This is a genomic window from Treponema phagedenis (assembly GCF_008153345.1).
Taxonomy (GTDB): Bacteria; Spirochaetota; Spirochaetia; order Treponematales; family Treponemataceae; genus Treponema; species Treponema phagedenis.
The window spans coordinates 119,439-141,806 of the sequence record NZ_CP042818.1 but is presented as its reverse complement, the minus strand read 5'-3'; the positions used below and the strand labels follow the sequence as shown (position 1 = coordinate 141,806).

16 protein-coding genes are annotated in these 22,368 nt (G+C 42.0%); 7 read left to right on the top strand and 9 right to left on the bottom strand.

The features are described 5' to 3' along the window. Positions 1–695 precede the first annotated feature (695 nt). Both sbcC and FUT79_RS00585 read right to left on the bottom strand, forming a co-directional pair. Positions 696–3,785 carry an exonuclease subunit SbcC gene (gene sbcC, locus FUT79_RS00590; RefSeq protein WP_044634645.1) on the bottom strand — a complete coding sequence of 1,030 codons (3,090 nt, stop codon included), beginning with the start codon at positions 3,783–3,785 and terminating at the stop codon, positions 696–698. Continuing rightward, positions 3,786–4,961 carry an exonuclease SbcCD subunit D gene (locus tag FUT79_RS00585; protein ID WP_024752858.1) on the bottom strand — a complete coding sequence of 392 codons (1,176 nt, stop codon included), beginning with the start codon at positions 4,959–4,961 and terminating at the stop codon, positions 3,786–3,788. 45 nt (positions 4,962–5,006) lie between these two features. Here FUT79_RS00585 and FUT79_RS00580 point away from each other — a divergent pair, with 45 nt between their 5' ends. Both FUT79_RS00580 and FUT79_RS00575 read left to right on the top strand, forming a co-directional pair. Continuing rightward, complete coding sequence (locus FUT79_RS00580) at positions 5,007–6,974, top strand: methyl-accepting chemotaxis protein (protein ID WP_244951111.1); 1,968 nt, start codon at positions 5,007–5,009, stop codon at positions 6,972–6,974. 68 nt (positions 6,975–7,042) lie between these two features. Next, a complete protein-coding gene (locus tag FUT79_RS00575) occupies positions 7,043–7,939 on the top strand; it encodes an acyl-CoA thioester hydrolase/BAAT C-terminal domain-containing protein (protein WP_002701330.1) in 897 nt (298 codons plus the stop codon). Positions 7,940–8,197: 258 nt separating this feature from the next. Here the strand turns inward: FUT79_RS00575 and FUT79_RS00570 are convergent, their stop codons facing one another. The 7 genes from FUT79_RS00570 to FUT79_RS15850 form a co-directional block, all read right to left on the bottom strand. After that, positions 8,198–9,598 (bottom strand): MATE family efflux transporter, encoded by a 1,401-nt coding sequence (locus tag FUT79_RS00570; protein ID WP_002701328.1) that lies wholly within the window; start codon positions 9,596–9,598, stop codon positions 8,198–8,200. 179 nt (positions 9,599–9,777) lie between these two features. Further along, the gene (locus tag FUT79_RS00565) at positions 9,778–10,119 is read right to left on the bottom strand and encodes a hypothetical protein (RefSeq protein WP_024752856.1); all 342 of its coding nucleotides are present in this window, start codon (positions 10,117–10,119) and stop codon (positions 9,778–9,780) included. Positions 10,120–10,192: 73 nt separating this feature from the next. Next, positions 10,193–11,560, bottom strand: a complete 1,368-nt coding sequence (locus FUT79_RS00560) for an MATE family efflux transporter (protein WP_002701324.1) — start codon at positions 11,558–11,560, stop codon at positions 10,193–10,195. Beyond that, positions 11,553–12,179 (bottom strand): TetR/AcrR family transcriptional regulator, encoded by a 627-nt coding sequence (locus FUT79_RS00555; RefSeq protein ID WP_044634648.1) that lies wholly within the window; start codon positions 12,177–12,179, stop codon positions 11,553–11,555. Before FUT79_RS00555 ends, FUT79_RS00560 begins: the two co-directional genes overlap by 8 nt. A gap of 246 nt (positions 12,180–12,425) precedes the next feature. Beyond that, positions 12,426–12,638 (bottom strand): hypothetical protein, encoded by a 213-nt coding sequence (locus FUT79_RS00550; RefSeq protein ID WP_148878526.1) that lies wholly within the window; start codon positions 12,636–12,638, stop codon positions 12,426–12,428. A 144-nt stretch (positions 12,639–12,782) separates the two neighbouring features. Continuing rightward, positions 12,783–13,481: an L-2-amino-thiazoline-4-carboxylic acid hydrolase gene (locus FUT79_RS00545; RefSeq protein WP_002701318.1), complete on the bottom strand. Its 699-nt coding sequence runs from the start codon at positions 13,479–13,481 to the stop codon at positions 12,783–12,785. Between the two features lie 68 nt (positions 13,482–13,549). Then, positions 13,550–13,696, bottom strand: a complete 147-nt coding sequence (locus FUT79_RS15850) for a TetR-like C-terminal domain-containing protein (protein ID WP_162147460.1) — start codon at positions 13,694–13,696, stop codon at positions 13,550–13,552. Between the two features lie 131 nt (positions 13,697–13,827). Here FUT79_RS15850 and FUT79_RS15430 point away from each other — a divergent pair, with 131 nt between their 5' ends. The 5 genes from FUT79_RS15430 (at position 13,828) to greA (ending at position 22,367) form a co-directional block, all read left to right on the top strand. Continuing rightward, positions 13,828–14,040, top strand: a complete 213-nt coding sequence (locus FUT79_RS15430) for a hypothetical protein (protein WP_231577589.1) — start codon at positions 13,828–13,830, stop codon at positions 14,038–14,040. Between the two features lie 251 nt (positions 14,041–14,291). Then, a complete protein-coding gene (locus tag FUT79_RS00535; RefSeq protein WP_148889192.1) occupies positions 14,292–15,305 on the top strand; it encodes a ketopantoate reductase family protein in 1,014 nt (337 codons plus the stop codon). Positions 15,306–15,712: 407 nt separating this feature from the next. Next, positions 15,713–18,115, top strand: coding sequence for a helix-hairpin-helix domain-containing protein (locus tag FUT79_RS00530; protein WP_044634763.1), 2,403 nt, complete (start codon positions 15,713–15,715; stop codon positions 18,113–18,115). A 605-nt stretch (positions 18,116–18,720) separates the two neighbouring features. After that, the gene (locus tag FUT79_RS00525) at positions 18,721–19,668 is read left to right on the top strand and encodes a tetratricopeptide repeat protein (RefSeq protein WP_024752852.1); all 948 of its coding nucleotides are present in this window, start codon (positions 18,721–18,723) and stop codon (positions 19,666–19,668) included. 17 nt (positions 19,669–19,685) lie between these two features. Continuing rightward, positions 19,686–22,367 (top strand): transcription elongation factor GreA, encoded by a 2,682-nt coding sequence (greA, locus tag FUT79_RS00520; RefSeq protein ID WP_024752851.1) that lies wholly within the window; start codon positions 19,686–19,688, stop codon positions 22,365–22,367. Position 22,368: the final 1 nt, after the last annotated feature.

Below are 22,368 nucleotides of genomic sequence, written 5' to 3'. Positions count from 1 at the left end.
TCTTTCAAACAAACTGCTTGAAAGATTTTTTGTTTTTTTTGTGTTTATCTATATTCCGAAATTGTATTGTTTTATTCAGTATGATTTAAAAAATTATGTAAAAAAGGAAGGTAAAAAAAATGAAATTAACCGAAAATATCGAACTATTGCATGGCGACTGTTTAGACTTTTTGCCGAAAACCGCGATAAATGAAAAATCAAAAAAAGCGGTTTAAAAAGGGTTAAAACGGCGTAAAAATCAGAATAAAAAGACCCGTAACAATCCATAAAAAGATGGTTATCCACAAGCTGTGAATAACTTTTACAATATCATAAAAACAGCCCCGGATATCTGGTTTTTTACTAATTTTTAAGAGGATTTTCTTAAAAATTCTCCCGATTTTTCCAAACAAAAAAATAAAAAGATTTAAGGTAACAGAAACGGTTAAAAACAGCCCTTTTTGGGCATTTTTCATTAATTTTTGCCAAACCGCGTGTAAAATCATGCCTTTCCCTAAAAGCACACTTTATCACTAATAAACACTATATATATTGCTTTTTACTTATTTTTTAATAAAACTACACTATATATGGATTTACTGGGAAGGTAACAGTTTTGCCAAATCTCATGTAAAATGACAGCGAGTAAACTTACCATCGGAATGCCGAATCTGCGAGTTGCTCCGCAAAGGTTATAAAGAGTGACGCAAATCCGGTTAATTTTGCACAATTTGTGAACCGGTGTTTGTTTTTTCGATTTCAATTTTTTGCGGGATGCGGGTGCGCAATTCTCCAACGTGGGAGATTATACCGACCATGCGGTCGCCTTCGCGGATTTCGTCCAAAATGCTGATTGCGCGGTCAAGGCTTGCATCGTCCAAGCTGCCGAATCCTTCATCGATAAACATTGAATCAAGCCGAATGCCGCCCGACTGTGCCTGTATGGAATCCGCTAAGCCAAGTGCAAGACTGATTGATGCCATGAAAGTTTCACCGCCTGAAAGACTTGCCGACGGGCGAAGACTGCCGGTGTAAGAATCGGCGATTGCAAGGTCAAGCCCTTTATAGCCTTTACCGCCGGAACTGTCCTCACTTACCTGCAAGCGGTATCTGCCCTCGCTCATTTTTTCAAGGCGCTTATTTGCATAAATTGTTACCTCGTGTAAGTATGAAGAAAGCATCCACGTGTCGAATTGCAGCTTGCGTTTATTTGACCCGTTCAGCTCTTCGGCAAGACAAATCATCTCCGCCGCTTGCAGTCTTTTTTCTTCAAACTCTTCTGATAGCTTTTTATGCTTGTCTTGGTTTTCCTTGAGGGTGTTGAGCTTTGATGCCGTATTTTCCGCTTGCGCTTGAATGGTGTCGCCGTCTTTTTGCAAGTCTTCAAGCTGTGCGGTAAGTGCGGGAAGATTTCCGCCGCGTCTTTCGCCGATTTCCGCCTTAAGGGTATTTACCAATTGCTCATTTGCAATCTGTTTATTTGTAAATACTTCAATATCGTTTTTAAGGTTTTGAATATCGAGCTCGCTCATGCCGGCGGAAAGTAAGTCCTGCGCTGATTGGAAGCCCGCCTTTTCCAGCTCCGCTTGTAAGTTCTCTTCAATTTCCGCCTTTGCTTTTTCCTTTTGTATGCGGTTTTGCCGAAGCGCCTGTAATTCAGATTGAATAGCACTCTGCTTTTTTTCGGATTCTTGCAGGTCTTCCGTATAGCCGTTTATTGCATTATCCGTTTTCAGAATAAGCGCATTACATTCTTCGTGTGCGTTTTCTAAATCGGAAGTGTTTATAATGCTTGGAACGGTTTTTAAGATTTCCTGTAATTGTTTGTTTTTTGCTGCATAGGCGCTCCGAATACCGCTTAAGCGTGCTTCAGCCGTTGCAATTTTTTGGCTTGTTTCTTTTAAGGCGGTTCTAATCTGCTCAAGCGCCTGCTCGGGCTTTTTCTTGTCCTGCAAAGCCTTGCTCGAATCCTTAAAAAGGGCGGCGGCTTTTTCAGCCTCTTCTGAAAGAGCGGCAATCTTTTGCTTTAACACATTTTCATCGGGGAAATCACTCAGATTTAAATCGCTGTTTTGACTTGCAATCAGATTGAGCTCTTCCCTGAGTTCCCCTAATTGAGTTTGATATTGCTGTGCACTTGCGGTACAACGGGCATACGAATCTTTTTGTTCTTCCTTGTCTTTCTGTAATTTTTCAACTTGCCGTTCCGCAGCTTGGATTTTGTCATCAAAACTGAAAGAGTCAAGCAATGCGGTTGCCGCCGGCTGCGGATGTTCTCGGGAACCGCATACGGGGCAGGGCTCACCCGGAATAAGATGTTGTGCTAAATGAGCCGCTTCTTCCCGGCGTTCGGCATTTTTTTTCTCTTCGATTAAATCGTGCTGTGTTGCAAGGGCAATTTCCAAATCCTTTTCGGTTGTTTTTAATTCTTGCAAACTTTTCTCCGCCGCTCCATTTTGCATGGCATAATATTGCTGCACGGTTGTCTTCTTTTTTGTCAGCTCGGAAAGTTTGCGCCAAAGCTCAAGCGCATCTTTTAATCGATTAAAATTTTCCTGCCGATCGGTAAAAGCGTCTATTGATTCTTGCAAGGTTTCAATGGTTTGCAAACTTTCTGCTTCCCGCTTTTCCATATCCAGTTTTTCCGCTTGAAGTTTATTGATGCCTTCCCGCAATTGCTGTCCTTCCGTTTTTTCGGCTTTAAGTTCATCCGCAATTCGTATTCCGTCGGAAAGCTTTCCTTGCGTTTTTTTTAACTCAATCGAAAGCAGCTTTTTTTCTTCAATTTCTTCGCGCCGGTTATGCAGCTCTGTAATAAATTGTTCCAACTCCTGCTGCAGCTTTGTTTTTGTTTCTATCTCTTGGTTAAGCTGAACAGTTTCTTCGCGCAGTTCTTCAAGCTGTTTTGCACGGACAACCAAGGGAGCCGCTTTGCGCGCATTTTCAATTTTTTGTTTTGTCAGGAGAATTTCTTGTTCCTGCTGTTTACAAGCCTCAAGCTCATTTTGGGCTTGTGCATATTTTTGCAGTTTTTCTTCAAGGGCTTCCTCTTCGGTTATTTTTGAAGAAATTTCCGCGATTTTTTTTCTGTTTTCTTTTTGTGCGTTCCGAAGCAAGTCCAACTCATCCGAAAGTTTTTTTGATTCACTTTCATACGTGTGATGATTGAATTCAGCTTGCAGCGCTTCAAGCCTTTTTTCCACAAGACGCAAATTCTGTTTTGCCTCGTCCGCTTGCTGTTTTGCACGCTCCATTAAATTGGTGTACGTTTCCACCGGAAAAAGATTTATCAGCGTTTCTTTTTTTTCTTTTGAGTTTGCTTTTAAAAATTGAGAAAATTCACCCTGCGGCAAAACCACAATGCGCGAAAATTCTTTATCGGTGAGTTTGACAAGGGCTTTGATTTTAGCATCGGTTTCGCTTTTGTTGGTACAGGAAATATCTTTCCAGCCGTCCGCCGCCTTTTGTGCCAAACTCACTTCTTCGGGGATTTCCCTTTTTTTATTGGGCGGCGTGTACGCAATTCTCCGCCGTATCCGATAGAGGTTTTCGCCGAGGTAAAATTCAAATGAAACCGCAGCCTCATCGGAGGCACCGGCATATTCGCTGCGCAAGCTTTTTGTGATGTCGGATCTGCTTCCAAGCGGCTTACCGTAAAAGGCATAAAAGATTGCGTCAAACAAAGTGGTTTTTCCGGCGCCCGTTTTACCGCAGACCAAAAAAATAGAACCGAGTGCCGAAAAATCAACCGAGTGAGTATTCACAAAGGGGCCGATATTTTGTAATTCCAGTTTTTTCGGGCGCATTTACCGCTCCTCTTGTATTTGTTTGCAAAGAAGCGTAAACACTTCTTTTTTTTCGGGACTTGCATCGCTTTCAATCTCTTTTTGAAAAGCTTGGAAATTTTGCATAAGTGTTTGCGGGTCATTTGCGCTCAATTTTCGCCCCCGCAATGAGCTGCCGTTCGTTTTTTCGTCGGTCTGAAAAAAGACTTGCGGCTGCTTAATATTCATAATGCGCGGATAACGGGTTTTTAACAAACCCATTGGATTTGCCACTGTCAAAGAATCTGTAAGCTGAATTTCAAGAAAATCATTTTCATATGCGGCAAACTTGCTGCCCCGATGGAATTCTTCAAATGTACCCTCAAGCCGCCGCAGGGGGATAAGAGGCGCAATCGGAATTTCGGTAACGGTTACCGGAAAGCCTTCCGTTTTGCAGTCAATATCTACGGATAACACCGACTTGCGGTCGTCCGCTTCATCAAATGAGTACGGAAGCGGAGCGCCGGAGTAATACATTCGCTTCGTTATTTTTTGCGGCTTATGCAAATGCCCGAGTGCCGCATAAGAGAAAAAGTCAAAAAGAGCGGGGTCAACCTGTTCGGCCAAACCGACAAAAACGCGCTCACTTGAAGAAGATTTTCCCGCAAGCGTAAAAAGGTGGGCAATAAGAATAGACGGCATATTTTTCGGTACCGTTTTTTTTAGCCGCCGAGACGCTTCGGTAAGCATTTCCGATTGCGAAGTCATAAGCTTTTCGGTTTTGTCTTCGGCAATATATGAAAATGCTCCCAAATTTAAAAAAGGAAGCAAAAAAACAGCTGCTTCTTCTCCGTTATGCGAAATATGATAGGGCAAATCGGATTTTTCGGGGTCTTGGTGAATAAAAATATTTTGCCCTTTCAGCAGCTCACTTGCAAAAGAAAGCCGCTGCGCAGAATCGTGATTGCCCGGAATAATATAAATAGAAAGTTCCGGATTATCCGCCTTTATCTCGGTTAAAAAAGAGCTGAACAAACTTACCGAATCGGCGGGAGGAATGGAGCGGTCGTACACATCGCCCGCAATACAAAAAGCGGCATAGTCATCTTTTGAAAGGATTTGCCGTATATCATGCAGCATTTTTTTTTGCTGCTCATAAAGAGAGAATTCATGCAAGGATTTCCCTAAATGTAAGTCCGCAGTATGCAAAATTTTCATTTTGTGCTATACTAATCCCTATCAGTATTTCTGTAAAGGGGCGATATGAAAAAAGAGGCGAAAATAGTTATTTCATTCATTGCGCTTTGCCTGATGGTTCTTATCTCTGTCGGCTTATATTTTAAGCTTCTGAATCCAGTTGGCGACTTGCAAAGTTTTTCCGATTCTATTACCGACGGACATTACCGAATTCTTTCGCTGCAAGCGGAGTTTTATAAAACCGCTTCAATAAATAGTAAAGTTCAAAAAGAAAATTTTACAAAAAAAACAAACGAGACCTTTAACTCCATTCTTCCGTTAATGCAAAATGAAATCATCGGTGCCAATGCTCAATCCGCATATCGAAAAAGCCTTACAGCCATACATGAAAATCTAAAACGCTTAATAAGTAATTACAATTTTTCAGAATCAACCTTGAGGGACTTCGAAAAGCTTTTTTCGGAAGAAGAAAAAAGCTTCCTTTCTTTGCAGGAAGAGTATACAAAAACAATGCAATCTAAACAAAAGGCTGTTTTTGTAATATCAGGCTCCCTTATCATCACCGTGTGGATTGCCGGCTTAGTGCTTGCGTGGTTCTTGTCCGAATGGGTACATGCGTGGCTTGCCGAGCGCCGCAAACTGATTTTACACCTTGCGCCAAAACATCTTAGTGCCGATCAGCCTGAGGAGCGTCATAAAACGGCAGCCTTTTCTTTCACCTCTCCGAGTATTACCACAAATCCTCAAGGCGATCAAAAAGAGACAGACACGGCACGAGGGTATTCACGGCCGTTTACGCAAGCTGCCGAAGATTCCGCAAAACTTTCCGATTTAAGATCAAAAAATGCGGCGCTTGAGCAAAAGGTAGCGGATTTGGAGAAGCGGCTACAAACCGCACAGAGCGGAAGCGCAGTAAAAACTTCCGGTTTTACCTTCGGGCAATCCCATTTGTCCGGAACCGGTTCTGCTTACGCCGACCGGCAAGGCGGCTCTGCTTTCAGTGGAATAAGCTCCGCCGCTTCATCGATAACGGGAAATACATCCGAAAACACTTATTCAGCAGCGATTCGGGAAGAGAAAAAAACAACCTTTACGCACGGGGATTCCGCGGCGCAAGGGCAAAAAAACGATATGGGCTCGGCATCGGACGGAACATCTTTTGCGCCGCTGCCTGCGTTTGACCGCGCAAGCACCTTGCCGAAGGGCGAAGCCGAAAAAGGCTTGGGAGGACTGTCTGCACAAACTTCGGCTGAAAAACGGCAGGGCGGATTTTCCGCATCCGAAACATGGGGCTCAGAGCGGTCTTCTTTTTCTCGGGATAAATCCGAAAATCGTACAGACGGTTTTTCTTATAACTCTTTTGAAAAAGAGGCGGAAAATTCCAAGCAGCAAATAGTGATTCTGCAAAAAACCAACGAGGAGCTGAAAAAATCCAACGCTGAACTTCAGGAAGCGTACGAGGCATTACAGCGAAAAATGGACGAGGAATGTATTTCAGGCTCCGGTGCGGTTGTACGGAATATAAAATCAGTTTTGCACACAATTCAGGAAAACGCTCCAAAAATACAGGAAGACGCGCAGGAAGCTGAGGTGCTGAAGAATACTTTTACAACGGGACATAGTTTGTTTAAGATTACCTATGAGCGCATTCAGTTTATTACGCAAAGCATTTCCAAAATCCATGAAATGTCAGAGTTAATAGAAGAAATTGCCGAGCAAACCAAAATGCTCAGTATGAATGCGGCGATAGAGGCAGCCCATGCAGGTGATGCGGGCAAAGGTTTTGCCGTTGTTGCTGAGGAACTGGGACGGCTTGCAATGGCAGCACTTGAAAGTTCGCGGGACATCGGCGGCACCATAAAAGAAGTGATAAAAAACATCAATTTTATGGGCGCAAAAAGCGATGAGCTGGACAAAGCCTTTGACCTGCTGCGCATACAAACCGAAAAAATGTATAATTCCGTTACCGGCTTTTCAGAGAAAATGGCGGATCCCTATCGAGATGCGGAAAATGCACTGAAATTTTTTAGCTAAAAGATTTTTATTTTTTCGATTTGAACGTTTATGAGTATTTTAATTCGCCGCATCAATAAGGAATTTAAATGCAGGAATTTACCATAGAAGCCGACGGTTTTTCCGGCGTATTATTTAAGGCTCCAAAACCTTTTGCTTCCTCAAAAGTGCTTATCATGCTTGGAAGAGGCGGAGCGACGGAAATACGGATAATTGCCGAATTTTTTTCAAAAAACGGCATTGATACCCTTGCGCTTGCTTACCGAAATGCGCCGGGATTGCCCGAGCATTTTATCGAAATACCGACGGAATTTGTGTTATATGCCGTTAAAGGCTTGCAAAAACTGGGATATAGAAATATCGGAATTTGGGGGTTTGAAGCGGGTGCGGATCTTGCGCTTTTGTCAGCCTCTCTTTATCCGCAGATAAATTCGGTGATTGCTGTTTGCCCGATTCGGCATATTTGGTACGGCGAAAAGGGGAAGCGCGGCAGGCTGCGCAAGCGTCCGGTCAGCACTTCCTGTTTTAGTGTTGACGGTGCTCCGCTTGCCTATGCGGGGGAAGGCATAAAGAAAAAAGTATTCAAGCTTTTTTTGCAGCGTTTGTTTTTACGAAAGCTTAATCTGCTTCCAATGTACCAAGAGGCGATGCTTGCCGCTCCCGCCGAAGCTTTAATCCCAATAGAAAAAATCAAAGCTCCGATTCTTTTTTTGTCATCCACGCAGGATACCATACGCCCGAGCAAACTTTGTTGCGACCAAATGCTCAAGCAGCTGAATGAAGCGCGTTTCAAATATAACTGTCAACATTTATATTATTCACAGGTAAGTCATCTTTTATTCCCCTTCCATCTTGCAGGCTTAAATTTGCGAAAAGAGCAGCGGCTTTTTAAGGTTGAGCGCAAATTTCCGAAAGAATGCAATAAAAGTCGGGTTGACGCTTTTAATAAAACAATAGAGTGGCTCAAAAATAATAAGGTTGGCTAAATCTTGCTACGGGGCTTCCGTTCCACACCCATGCGAAAGGGATGGTAATGGAAATTGTATCGCCGATAGCTTTTGCACAAGCAGCAACTTATGGACGTTAGGGAATAACGTTGCTCGTTTTTCGCAGAAGAGGCGGTACAATTGTAATGGACAGCCCGGTTTTTTCATTGAAGGTCTAATGTAAAAAATGAAAAAATTCGCCCGTATTGATTATCCGATTATAATGCATTCTTAGATAAGAGAAAAGTTTTTGTATTTTTATAATCGGTCAATTGCGGTGAGGTTTTTTACCCATCGTTCTTTTTTCAGCTGCCAGCCGGCAAGGATTGCTTTTACCCCGCTTGATATTTTTACTACGCCGTACATAACCGGTGCTGAGAGGTTGGTAAAATAGGTCAGCACGTACATTCCCGGCATGAAGAGGGTGAGGTTGACGGTGAGGTCAACCCATGCGCCTAAAAGGGCGTCTCCGCCGGCGCGGGAGATGGCATATTGCGAGTTTTGGTATGTCCAAAGCGGCATGTAAAGGGCAATTATCCAGATAAGATTTTTTGTCACCGCCTGCGATTCCGCAGAAAGTTGTCCGAATACGATGGGGGTTAGGATGACCGAGCAGAATTCCAGTATGCCGACAAAGAATCCCGCAATGACGGATCCGTTCATTAACCAGCGCGCCTGCTGTTTTGCTTCTTCGAGTTTGTTTTTGCCTAAGGTGCCGCCGACGATAACGGCGATTGAGGTGCCGACTGCGGGGAAAATGAGGAAGAAGAGGTTGGCGATTGTCCAGCCGGCGGACATGCCCGCAACAACTTCCGCTCCGCCGCGGCTGTTGTATAGGGCTGTTGCAACGGTTTCGCTTATGCCCCATGACATATCGGCGGCAAATATCCAGCCGGATTTTTTAAGGATGTCTCCAAACAAAGAGAGTTTAACGTTGAATAAGTGTATAAAGCGTACATAAAAGACTGAATTTGCTTTGTTTACATAGGCGATAAAAAGTACTAATTCCACAATTCGCGCAATGACGGTAGAGTATGCGGCTCCCTGCACTTCCAGCCGGGGCGCACCGAAGTTGCCGTAGATTAAAATATAGTTGCCGATGGTGTTGACTATGGTGCTGACAATTACAATGTACATCGGCGGTTTTACATCGCCCGTTTCGCGTAAGGATGAGGCGATGGCGGTTGACAGAGCCATCGGGATAAAGGTGAGAACGATAATATAAAGGTAGCTTTTACCTTCCGCTACAATGGCGTGCTGTTGTATGTTGCCGCTAACCAGAAAGCCAAGTATTTGATCGGGGAAGAGAAGCGAAACCGCCATTAGTAAAGCTGAAAGCAGTCCCATGGAAAGGATTTTAAACCGGTAGCTTTGCTGCATGCCTTCGGCATTTTTTGCCCCTGAATACTGCGCCATGAAAATGCCGCCCGCGATAGAAAGGGTGGTTAAGGCGGTGATAAATAAAAAAAGGAATTGATTGACAACATTTACGCCGCTCATTTTTATATCGCCGAGTCCGGCAACCATGAAGTTGTCAATAAGAGATACAAGGGTTTGTACAAATAATTGTATCATCACCGGAACGGCAATTTTTAATGCCGATTTATAAAAGTGAATGGGGCCGAAAGCGGTATACGCTTTTTTCATTTGTGTTTGCATTTTGCAATGGTATCCTTAGTGCCTGTTAATATACGGGCTTCATTTTAGCGCTAATGAAGCCGGCTCGTTGCGATGTAATCTGTATTATCCTGTGTATAAGCATAAAAAGAGATTCCGGATAAGAATCTGCTTTTTTAGCGATGTATGCTGAAACGAAGGCGCGTTGTTTTTACATTACCTCAAGGAAAAAGAGGAAAGCCAATATCTCCCATCTCGGGATTGGGAGGAACTTCCATTGTAATTTGACCGGACTGAAGGGGCGCCGAGCCTTCAGACAAAAGCGAAGAAACAGCCTTTGTCGCAATAGCGCGCCTTTGTTCTCTTATATCACTTATAACATTCTGTAAACCGAGCATATAAACCGGAACAGTATAATGAAAAAATGAGATTCTGTCAAAGCAGGGGAAATATTCATTTTTAGAAAAAAGATTCCGACACGGCGCAACGGCGGGCAGTTTACCATAGTGGAACCACCGCCGTCCATGTCGATTCTGAGTTTTGCCGTCCGTGGCAAAAACCAAACCTGCGAGTTTTAAAGCTTTACAAATAGTCCTGCTTTAAAACATCGTTTTTGGTTTGGAGCCACCGCTTCTTTTAGCCTTGTACTTTCATAGATTTTAAGCGCTTAAATTCTTTGTTTATCATTAACGCCACAACTGCACAAAGGAAAATGTCGATTAGAAATGAGCCTTTGTATATCCACGAAATGCCGAAGTATTTTGGCAGAATTATCATCGCCGGAATGTAGAGCAGCACCTGTCTTGCAATGCCAAATATGCCGGCCGGTTTCGGTTTTTCGATTGCAGGCCAAAAAGTCATTGCCATAAAGATAATCGGCAAAAATGGCGCTACGGATATGAAAATTCTAAAGCTTAAAATTTCATCGGGAGTGAAAATTTTATTCGGCAGCATAAGCCCCAGCATCATTTCCGGAAAGAAAAATGAAACGAGCCAAAGCGGCAGCATGAGGAGTGTTGCTGCTACGGAAAAAACTCTGTACGATTTGATAACACGATCGTAATTCTTTGCGCCGTAATTGATTCCGATGGCAGGCTGCAAGGCGCGCATTAAACCGTAAATGGGTGTTAAGAATAAGTTGAACAGTCTGAACACATTACCGTAAAACGCAACATCGCCCTGCGTACCGTAGCTGTTAAGAGCCTTCATGATAATTAAGCTTTGAATAACATACATGATGGTCATCAAAAGCGATGGAAAACCTAAAGAAAGGATTTCTTTTTGTGCACCGCTTTCCCGGTAAAACTTTGCAGCGTTGGTTGGGAAGCTCGCCTTTCCTCTTGCGGCATATATTAAAAAGGCCAGTGTATAAAGCAGCATGCCGATGTTTGTTCCCAGTGCAGCACCGAAAACTCCGAGGTTAAAAATCGCCATAAAAATGTAATTACAAATTATATTGCATAGAAGTCCCACGCCCATCATCCATGCGGCTGTTGCCATTTTGCCCTCGGCTCTGACAATCATATTGTAAGCAAGACCAGCTATCCAAAATATGCTTCCGTACAATAGCGGGCGGATATATGCCAGCGCAAAAACACTTTCTTCCGCAGAGGCCCCAAGTAATTTCATCAACGGGTTTAAAGATAAAAGTCCGAGCCCCGTGATAATGATTGAAAAAACAATGATAAGAAAGTTTACATTTCCGATCAGCGTCCCCTGTTCTTTTAACGCCTTCTTTCCAATCAGAATACTAAGATAGGATCCCGCACCGACTCCAATCAGCGAGCCGAAGCCTTGCAGAATTTGCGTGATGGGGTAAACCAAGGTTACGCCCGCAAGTGCGGTTTCGCCGCAATACTGCCCGACAAAGATGCCGTCGACTACAACATTCATTCCGAAAAGAACCATGGCAACAATAGCCGGCCATGATAGGCTCCACATCATCCCCCAAACATTGCCATGCAAGATTAATTCTTGCTCCCTGACCTTTGTTTGATTATTCATTATGTTTGTCCTCCAGCTCTCCCATGAATTTAAGGAGAGCTTTTTTAATATGTTCCCGCTCTCGAACAAACAATGCTCTAAGATCGAGAAGCTCAATTCCCAAATAAATACAATTTATCAGTGCAATAAATATATCACCGTCTAAATGACTCAAGACTTGCAAATTATGTTCTTTGCAGAAGGCGGCAAAGTCTTTTTTCGATTCGCTAATCATTTTGCGGTATAAATCACGCAGCCGCTTATCGGTTTTTAGCTCTTGCAAAAAAATAACATAGATTTTTTTTAAATCATTTTTATCCAAAAGCTTATCCAACGTTAACTCCGCCATAAGCTCAAGACCGGATACTTCAGGATGCTTTTTCATATACGTCAACATTAGGTCAAAACGCTGCTTGTTACCTTCTTTCATAAGGTCGTATAGTATTTCGGATTTATCTTTGTAATAATGATAAAATCCGCCCGCCGACAAACCAGACGCAAAAACCAAATCCGCAACACTGCAATTTTTATAACCCTTTTCAATAAAAACCTTCATCGCCGCATGCAAAATTTCCTTACGTCTGTCTTCAGGGTTTAACCTTGTTCTTGCCTTTTTTTCTTTTGTAATTGGTTTATTCATAATTTACTTATCTCGCTTCACTACCGAGAGATATCTCGGTAAATGGATTGTATGTTAACTACGGATAACTGTCAAGAGGCTTTAGATTTTTTTTATAAAATTTTTTTTAATAACCCGATCCGTTTTTAATACATCTTACAAAAATCATAAAAAGTTTTATAAAAAGAGTCCAACACGACGGTTTGATTTTGACGTCCATGGCAAAACCAAACCTGCGAGTTTTAAAGCTTTGCAAATAGTTTTGCTTTAAAACATCGCTTCTGTTTGGAACCACGGGCGTCCGTGCCCGTTCTGATTTTGCCGTCCGTGGCAAAAACAAGCATCGGGGAGCTTGCCGTCTCCGATCATTGCCGCCATGCCGTTAGCGAAATGGAGTCCTTGGATGCAGCCTTTGATGAGCTTCGAAAAAAAAGCACCTGATTGTACAATGCCCGCATTTGAAGATCTTCGAGCTTCCATTCCGGACTGGGCTCGTCTGCATGAAATATATAATTCCTAAAAACAGAAATTGTGTTATAAGTATTCACACTACAATGATTTTGGGCAAATCCTTTCGGGTCGGCGAGCTCCGGTATGTGGCTGTCATCAATAAGACACACTCTATCACTTAAGCTCTTCTTTTCGTATTCCTTCTTTTTCCATGATTTCCGCTGCGCTGTGGTATTTGGTGTTAATAAAGCGGAAGTTGCAACACTCGTCGCCTGTTGCTAAGGTTTTGGTGCGGATGAGATCGGCTTCGCTTCCATCGCAGATGAAGTAATCGGTGCCGCATAAGTACGGCAGCCATTCTACTGCGTCTTCCTGCTTTGCCAAGTTGTATAAACTGCAGGCAGTGAATGTTGTGTAAATCTCTTTGGGATATTGAGAGCCGTCGGTTTTGGCAATCCAGTCAAAAGCATAACCGCTATTGTACTCGCCTTCTTGAGCTCGTTTTTCGGTAAAGATTTTCATTTTCTTTTTAGCTAATTTGGCTAAGGTTTTATTTCTGAAAATCATATAAACAATCATTTTAAATTCTTCGCCGCTGATATCGGGAAGCACTTTTGGAAAAGCAAAAAGCAAGCAGCCGAAATTAAGGTTAAACAAATACTTGCTTTTTCCGATTGACGGCGTCCTTGCTAAAATTTCGAGAAAGGTTGATTTAACTTTGCCGGCTAATTCTTTTTCATCCAAGTTTCTTTTTTTTGCAAGCTCCTTTACGGATTTTTTGCCGACATAGCTCCACAAAAATTTGCATGCTAAATTATATTGCAAAAAGTTTGTGCTTGCAAAGTTTTTATTGTTTTGTTCATTGACGTTCATACTGGTGCCTCTATTTTTTGTACTGATTATATCATGCTTGCTCAAAAAAATATATGGCAAGATAAAATCTATAAAATAAGCGAAAGAAAATATTCAGCAACTTTTTCAGGACGCTCTTTTGTTCCATTAGTTATCCACCACCTAATCATACCGGTAAAACTGCACGTGATGTGGTTGATTAAAAAATCCTGCGGAACATCCTTATTTTTTAATATCGAATTTTTAAAAAAAGATTCGCCAAGCTGCGGTTGAGGTTATCGCGAAAATACATGAGAAAAAGCTCATGGCTTTCGCTTTTTAAAATACTGATAACAGGTTTTTTATTATCTAAAATATGGTAGAGAATATGCGTAATAACTTCATGCGGGTTGCCGGAGCTTATCGAAAAATCATGAGATTTTTCCGCACTGAGCGACTCGGAGAAAACATGGGAAAAAAAGCTCTGCGCATAATTCTTTTAACAAGTGATCCTTTGTCGGAAAATACGCGTAAAAAGTTGTGCGCCCCACATTCGCTTATCGGCTTCGGATCCCGCACATTCAGAAAGCGAACGCAATAAGCCTTTTCCCATAGTTTCATCCTTTGGATACTCCATGTTTTGATACTCAATGTTTTCTCTAAACAGACTATCGATTAAAACTTTCTTCGCTCACTTTGATTCATATCTAAACTGCTCCGTAATATAAACTATGTAAGGATCGAGCTTTTCAACAGTTTTGATTATTATATATTTTTTAATAACCGTATCAACAGTTTGCAACTTCCACCGTTTTTGTTATACTATGTATACAATTTACTTGAGGTAACAACATGAACATATTGATTTACGGTGCGGGAGTTATCGGCGGATATTTGGCGCATGTGCTTTGCGTTTCCGGTCACAATGTTACAATTCTTGCACGCGGGGCTTGGAAAAAAACATTGCAGGAAAAGGGTCTTGTTATTCGCCATCGTCTTCAGCGCAAAACAACGATTGACCGTCCAAAAATTATTGAGAGCATTTCCTCGGATGCGAAATACGATGCGGTTTTTGCGGTAATGCAATACCAACAAATGGCGGAAATATTGGATGACCTTGCCGCCGTGAGTAGCCCTGTGGTTATTTTAGTTGGCAATAATATGTCCGCGCAAATTCACGAAGCTCACATTTTACAAAAAACAAAAACTCCGAAAACAGTGCTCTTCGGTTTTCAGGCAACAGGAGGCAAACGGGAGAACGGCGTCCTTCACTGTGTTCGCTTTGGTGACGGCACGCTTACTCTGGGTGGCTTGCACAATGAAGCCGATGAGACAACAAAGAAAAAAGTTACCGCCTTGTTTAAATCGGGAAATTCAGCCGGAGATTCTACAAGAAATTCTAAAAGAAAAAAATATAAACTGACTTGGGTTAATAATATGGATGCATGGTACAAAAGTCATCTTACATTAATTTTGCCCATTGCCTATCTATGCTACCATGTTCATTGTAATTTGAGGAATGTAAATCGATTGCAAATTAAACAAGTTTTAGATGTTGCCGGCGAGGCTTGCGGCTTATTAAAACAATTATCGTATCCGATTCTTCCGAAAGGCATGGATGCATATTTTAAGCCCGGCGCTAAGCGCATTATAACTGCTGCCTTGTTTTGGGTGATGGCAAAAACAAGCATCGGGGAGCTTGCCGCCTCCGAGCATTGCCGCCATGCCGTTACCGAAATGGAGTCCTTGGATGCAGCCTTTGATGAGCTTCGAAAAAAAGCAGCTGATTATAAAATGCCTGCATTTGAAGATCTTAGAGCTTCCATTCCGGACTGGGCTCGCTTGCACGAAATATATAAGAGCTAAATCGAAGTGATGCCGCCGCCGCAAATATTGCGGACAATTGACACAAACAAATATGCCTCTTGACATTTTGCCGGGAGCGGGGGATAGTATGCGTGGGAGTATAAAGTACTCTTGGTTCAGATGTTCTCATCTGGATACCAAATAAAAGGGCAGCGTCCCACCTTGCCTTGATAAGGTGGCTATGGGCGACTAGCCCTTTTTTATTTACTAAAAAGTTCCAGTTTTATCATCATAGGCGGGGTGCAGGGGACAGGATCGCGGCGAAGCATAAGCCTAAAAAGCCCTGCGCCAGCAGCAACAGTAATCCGGGGTCTAAGGGGCAGCACGCTCCTTGTTCATGCGTAAGCCCTGTCGTATAACAATTCTCTCTTGATTTTCTGTCTTTAATCTTCTATACTCCTTTTTCTATGGAATTAACAAATGAATTTATCGAAAGCCTCTCCGTGAATGAGGTTGATATTATGAAACGCATAGCTGAGGAATTGAGCATTACGGTGAATCAGGTTTCCGCCGTAATTTCTTTGGTTGCCGAAGGCTGTACCATTCCGTTTATTTCCCGCTATCGTAAAGAAAAGCACGGTTCCCTTGACGAAGTGCAGGTGCGCGACTGTGATAAGCTGTTTAAATCGTATACCAATTTGGAGACGCGCAGACTTGAGATTGTGCGCGGTATTTTTGCAGCGGGGAAACTTACCGAGTCACTGTACGAAAATATTATGAAGGCGGTAACGCTTGCCGAACTTGAAGATATTTGGCTGCCGTTTAAAAAGAAGAAGAAAACACGCGGTATGCTTGCGGCGGAGCGAGGTTTGCAGCCGCTTGCCGATTTGATGAAAGAGCTTGACGATGAAGCGTTGGAAAAAAAGGCTGAAGAATTTATAAAGACCGGTTGCGATCCCGAAGAACTGAATGTGCCGACGGCTGCCGATGCGCTTGCGGGGGCATCCGATATTATTGCCGAAGAAATTGCGCAGGATTCACAAAACCGTGCCGATGTTCGGGACTTTTTTATGAAAACCGGCCGCTTTGAGGTAAAAGGAGTCGGTGATGAAGAGGCTGCGAAGGTTTCGGTGTATCAAATGTATTGGGATTATGCTGAGCCGCTGAATGAGATTAAGCCGCACCGCGTGCTTGCCATAAACCGAGGTGAGCGTGAGGGCGTGCTTGAGGTAAAAATTGTCGTTGATATTGACGAAGCAATTGACCTTTTACAGGCTCATTTTACTTTCCATAATAAATATCACAAAGAGGCGATTGCGGACGGGCTGGTACGCCTGTTGGCACCGGCGGTGCTTCGCGAAATCCGTAGCGATTTAGCCGAAAATGCGGACGACCACGGCATTAATATTTTCAGCGAAAACTTAAAGCACTTACTTATGACGCAGCCGATCAAAGGAACGCGGACGCTCGGCGTTGACCCCGGTATACGCACCGGAACAAAATGCGCAGCCCTTGATGCAACCGGCAAGTATCTCGGCTCTTTTGTGATTTATCAACATAAGGCTGAGGAAGCAAAGAGCGCGCTGCAAAAGGCGATAAAAGAGTACGATGTGCAGCTTATTGCGGTGGGCAACGGTACCGGCTCTCATGAAGTGCAGGAAATTGTTGCCGATGTGATTAAGACGCATTATCCCGATGTTTTGTTTACTGTGGTAGACGAGGACGGGGCTTCCGTTTATTCTGCGGGAGATGTTGCCCGCGAAGAATTCCCCGATTTGGATTTAACCATTCGCGGTGCGATTTCAATCGGGCGACGGTTGCAAGACCCGCTTGCTGAGTTGGTAAAAATCGATCCGAAGTCAATCGGCGTCGGTTTGTATCAGCATGATTTAAACCAGAAAAAACTTTCGGAACAGCTGGACGAAGTTGTAAGCTCCGTCGTAAATAACGTTGGTGTGAATTTGAATACCGCAAGTGCCTCGCTCTTAAAATACGTTTCGGGAATTACTTCGAGTTTGGCAAAAAAGATTGTGTCTTATCGGGAAAGCGACGGTGTTTTTACAGACAGAGAACAGCTTAAAAAGGTGTCCGGCATGGGGCCAAAAACATTTGAGCAATGCGCCGGCTTTTTGAAAATCCCTGAAAGCACGAACCCGCTGGACAACTCGTGGGTGCATCCCGAAAACTATGCGGCAGGCAAAATCATTTACGAAATGCTGCATAAAAATGCCGAGGTTTCTTCCGAGCTGCGGGGAAAAATTAAAACGGATTACAACATAGGCGAGCAAACAATTAATGATATTATCGAAGAGTTAAAAAAGCCGAACAGAGATCCGAGAGAGGATTGCCCGAAGCCGATTATGCAGCAGGGCGTACTCACCTTTGAAGATCTTAAAACCGGCATGACGGTGAAAGGCAAGATAAAAAATGTGGTTGATTTCGGTGCCTTTGTGGATCTTGGCATTAAGGAAACCGCACTTTTGCATATTTCCGAGATGAGCGACTCTTTTATTTCCGATCCGCTTGAAGCGGTTAAGGTTGGCGATATTGTAGAATGCAAAATCATTGCCCTTGACGAAGACCGCCGTCGAATTAGTTTAAGCAGAAAAAGCGGAGCGGGACAGGCAAAGTTGACCGCAAAGCAAAAGGCTGAAGTGAAAAAGATTACTGTAAAAACAAAGGACGGCAAAACTATTGTCGTAAAATCAACTTCGGGTAAGCCAAGTATCCAAGGCGAAAAGCAGCTTGATCTGCGCGGCGAGCGAAAGCCCGCACATCGAGGAGAGCGGAGTCTTTCTGAAAGACGTTCCGGAAAAGACGACGACGGCACAAAATACAATCCGTTTGCACAGTTGTTAAAAAATAAATAATCACTCTTTGGTGTACGGTTCCTCGAATGTACGATAGGTACATTCGAGGAACTGTTATTTGCTTTTGTACCGAAACAGGGCAGCAAGCCAAGCGCAGTCCTGTTCTTATTCCTGCACAGCTTTTTCCGAGTTTAACTTCTTATTTTTCTCCAGCGCAAGGCGCAAGTAGTTTATTGTAAAGTCCGTGGTGCGTAGCATTGTGCCTATGGTAAGTTTGCTCACCGTTACTCAATTCCAAACGATGTTTTGCCTGATTCTCCTGCGTAAGCAGGCAAAACTCGTAGGCGAACCAAAGGTAGAAATTCCAAGGGTTCGCCCTTGCGCCGTGTCGGACTCTTTTTGATAAAAAGTTAGAAATTTTATTTTTGTATTTTCTTGGCAGCCTTGCAGAAAACAGTTTCAAATTGGGATTATTTTATGCGTTATTTTTTAGAACGGAAGTGTATCAGTAAGGTTAATTATGGAATGTATGCACAAGATGCTCTTCTTTTATACTGCTGCGTTTTTGTTTTTATGTATGAAATAACTTAAGAATAAAATGCAAAAAAATGGAAAATCCGATCAATTGACTATTCCGCTGATATCAGTATAATATATTATAGTATATGATTGCGCGATCTGTCCAAACAGTGTTGGAACCGGTGCTAAAACTGTTAAGGCACGGAGATCTGGAGCAGGCTCGGCAAGGCTTGCAAAATATTTTGCAAGAGGATCTAGAAAATCCTACGGTTTTATATACCTTAAAAGGGGTAAAATTTTGGGAGGACAGACTGCAACAGATAAGTGATATAGCAGATTCATTTAGCCAGGGTGAATATATTATTGCTCAATGGGCACCTTTTTTAACCTATATGAAAAAGGAAGGGATATTTTCGGAACCTATCATTTACGCGCTAAAATGCTATGCTTTTACCTCTGCTCTAAGATTTTATGGAAAGCTGCTGACAGAGGATACAAGAGAGCAGCCCGCAGAGATATATCGTAAGACAGGTCTTTGCTATAAAGCATTGGGCGATTATGATACGGCACGAGAATGTCTTAATTTTGCTCTTTCAAAAGAGCAGGATTCTCCGCCTGTTTTGGCAGAACTTGCCGATGCCTACGCCCTCGCGGGGGAAATTCGCTGGGCAAAGCTTTATTTTCGCGAGGCCTTTTTCAAAGGTGCTTCAAAAATAGAGTTACCTTTTTTAGAGTCGGGGCTTATTAATAGCCTTATCGCTCGAGTTGCTTCTTTCGGGTATTCCGGTAAAGAGCTTGCCGAATGGTTGCCTATATACGGAAAACTGGATGGAGTGCTTACCGTTAAGCGGGAGTTGAGAGCGCTGGAAATAGGAAGGTTAAAACAGTCAATCTATTCTTTAGAAAGCGAACTAAAAAGCGGAAACGCGACGGAAGAAGAAAAACTGCTTAAGCCGCGACTTATAAATTACTACTTTTGGTTAATTGATCACTATATCAATATCAGTGAAGATAAACGAAAAATCGATGAGATTCTATTAAGGATCAAACTGATCGATACATCAATTTATAATCGCTATGTAGGAATAGCGTAAATTTGGGGGATTAGATTATGTCTGAGCGAATAGAAAAAACCGTTCGAGAAATGCTCAATGAAGAAAAATGGACAAGGGCGGCTCTGAGTGCGTATTCAACCGATAAATTTAAAGAGCTTGATAAAATTATTGCGGAAGCAAAAAAAGAATCATATCTTGACGGTTTAAAGCAACTTTGTGATGAACACCTTTCTCACACAAAAAACAGCATTATTGCTTTATACATAGCTAGCATTATTTCATTATCAAAACAGTTGCTTGATGATTCTACGCTTGTTACGCTTATCAATATTTTTATTGACAATCATAAAACGCAAATTGTTACACACCTTTGTAATAGAGTGCTTGATTACGGCGACTCCAAGCTTGCGTTAAGAACTTTAGCAGAGATTTACAAAGCCGCGGGGAATGAAGAGATATATGATATCTGGGAGCGGCTCATCAAAATTGATTATGATGAAACGGAAATACCGAGACTTTTAGCTGAAAAATATGAGCAAGATGGCGACTTGGAAAAAGCAATCGAATATTATAAAAAGTCCCTCTATAGGCTTATTGTACAAAAACAGGGAACCGCAATCAAAGAAGTTTGGTCTAAGCTGGTAGAGCTTATCCCTGAAGATATTGATTTCTTCTACCGTGAACAAAAGAAAATATCCGAAAAAATCGGAGAAGGACGCGGCGGACTTTTAATGCAGGAAGTCTATGTGTATTATAAGAAAAATGAAGATTGGCAAACCTGTATTGATATTTTAAAACTCATTCTTGAATATAATGAAAAAGATACTTGGGCGCGTAAGGAAATTATCGACTGTTTTAAGCAGCGGTATGCAGACCACAGCCAGCTTGAAGAATATCTGAAAATTTCAAATATTAGCCAATCATGGCGCAATATTTTTGAAGCCATCGCCGACTTTGAAAAGCATATCTCCTTTGATGAGGGCAATTATGTTTTTCATCGAACTTGGGGCGTCGGAAGAATTGCAAAAGTAGATAATGACGACCTGCTTATCGATTTTGTAAAAAAGCGCGGACATACGATGGGATTAAAAATGGCGATTACCGCATTACAAACCCTCGATAAAGATCATATTTGGGTGCTTAAATCAACAATGAAACGGGATGAGCTTGCCGCAAAGGTGAAAAAAAATCCCGAATGGGCATTAAAAGTTATTATCCGCAGTTTTGATAATAATTGCGATCTTAAACGAGTAAAGCAGGAGATTGTTCCGTCCTTACTAACGCCAGGGGAATGGACAAGCTGGAATACAAAGGCACGGAAAATTTTAAAAGAGAGTACGGATTTTGCCGCAAATCCGTCAAACATTGATTTTTATACGGTGCGTAGCAGACCGGTGTCTATTGAAGAAAAACTTGCAAACGAATTTAAAGCACAAAGAAACTTTTTCGCGCGAATTGAAATACTTAATACTTTTATGGACAACGGAGATACCGATTCCGATACATTCCGCGATATGTTCACGTATTTTAATAATTTCTTAAAAGCTTTTAATCAGGTTGATGAGCAAGTAATATCAGCATACTTGGTGGTAACAAAGGTCGCAACTGCATTTGCTCATTTGCAAGTTGATAAGGTATATAATTTTGCCGGATTATATGAACAGATATCCGATCCTTCTGCGGTATATGCCGGTATAAAAGACAAGGCGCTTAAAGCGGAATTTTTGCAAAAAATCAAAAATCTCATTCCCGATTGGAGTGATGAATATATAAAACTTTTCCCCGTCATTTTATCATTGGATATATTAAACACGCTTATAGAAGAAGGCTTTGAAGAAAAGGTAAAAAAACTTGTTGAAGAGTGTTTTGAAAATTACAGTGATAATAGGGAGGCAGTGATTTGGCTATTTAAAAATATAGGAAACGAAGCATGGTTTCAAGAGTTGAATATTGACTATGCCCGACAAATTATTGTGCTGATTCATATTCTTGATATTACCTATCGTGAAATTGCCAATAAACGAAATACAACCGAAAACAGAAGAATTAATAAACAAGTGCTTGGTGTATTATTTGGAAAAGATGCATTGCTTGAGAATTTTATTCTCGACTGCGATGAAGATACTGTTACGCGGTTCTACACCTTCATTAATGATATTGTAGATTTGGACCCGAAATTAAAAATGCAGCTTCGTAATAAAATTCTTGAAAAATATAAAGATTTTAAATTCTTTGATACGGAAGAAAAAACGGTTACCGCGCGCGGACTCATTGTTACTGCAAAAATGCTTGAAGCAAAGAAAAAAGAATTACAAGAAATTATTGATATCAAAATTCCTGAAAATTCAAAAGAGATTGGTAAAGCTCTTGAGCTTGGGGACCTTCGTGAAAATGCGGAGTACAAAGCGGCAAGAGAAGAGCAAACACGGTTAAATAACATGGTAACCAGATTGCAAGAAGAAATTGAACGCGCTCAAGTATTTGATCCTACGGCTACGACAATTGGAAAAGTTTCTTTCGGAACAATCGTTGAGTTAAAAAATCATACAAGCGGAGAAAACGAAGTGTATACTATACTTGGCCCATGGGAATCAAACCCCGAAGGCGGTGTTATTTCTTATATGTCGCCGCTTGGGACGAACTTGCTTAATCATAAAAAGGGTGAAAAACTGTCTTTTACTATTAGTGAAGATGAAAAAATTTATGAGATTCTAAACATATCCGCAGCAGAAATCTAAT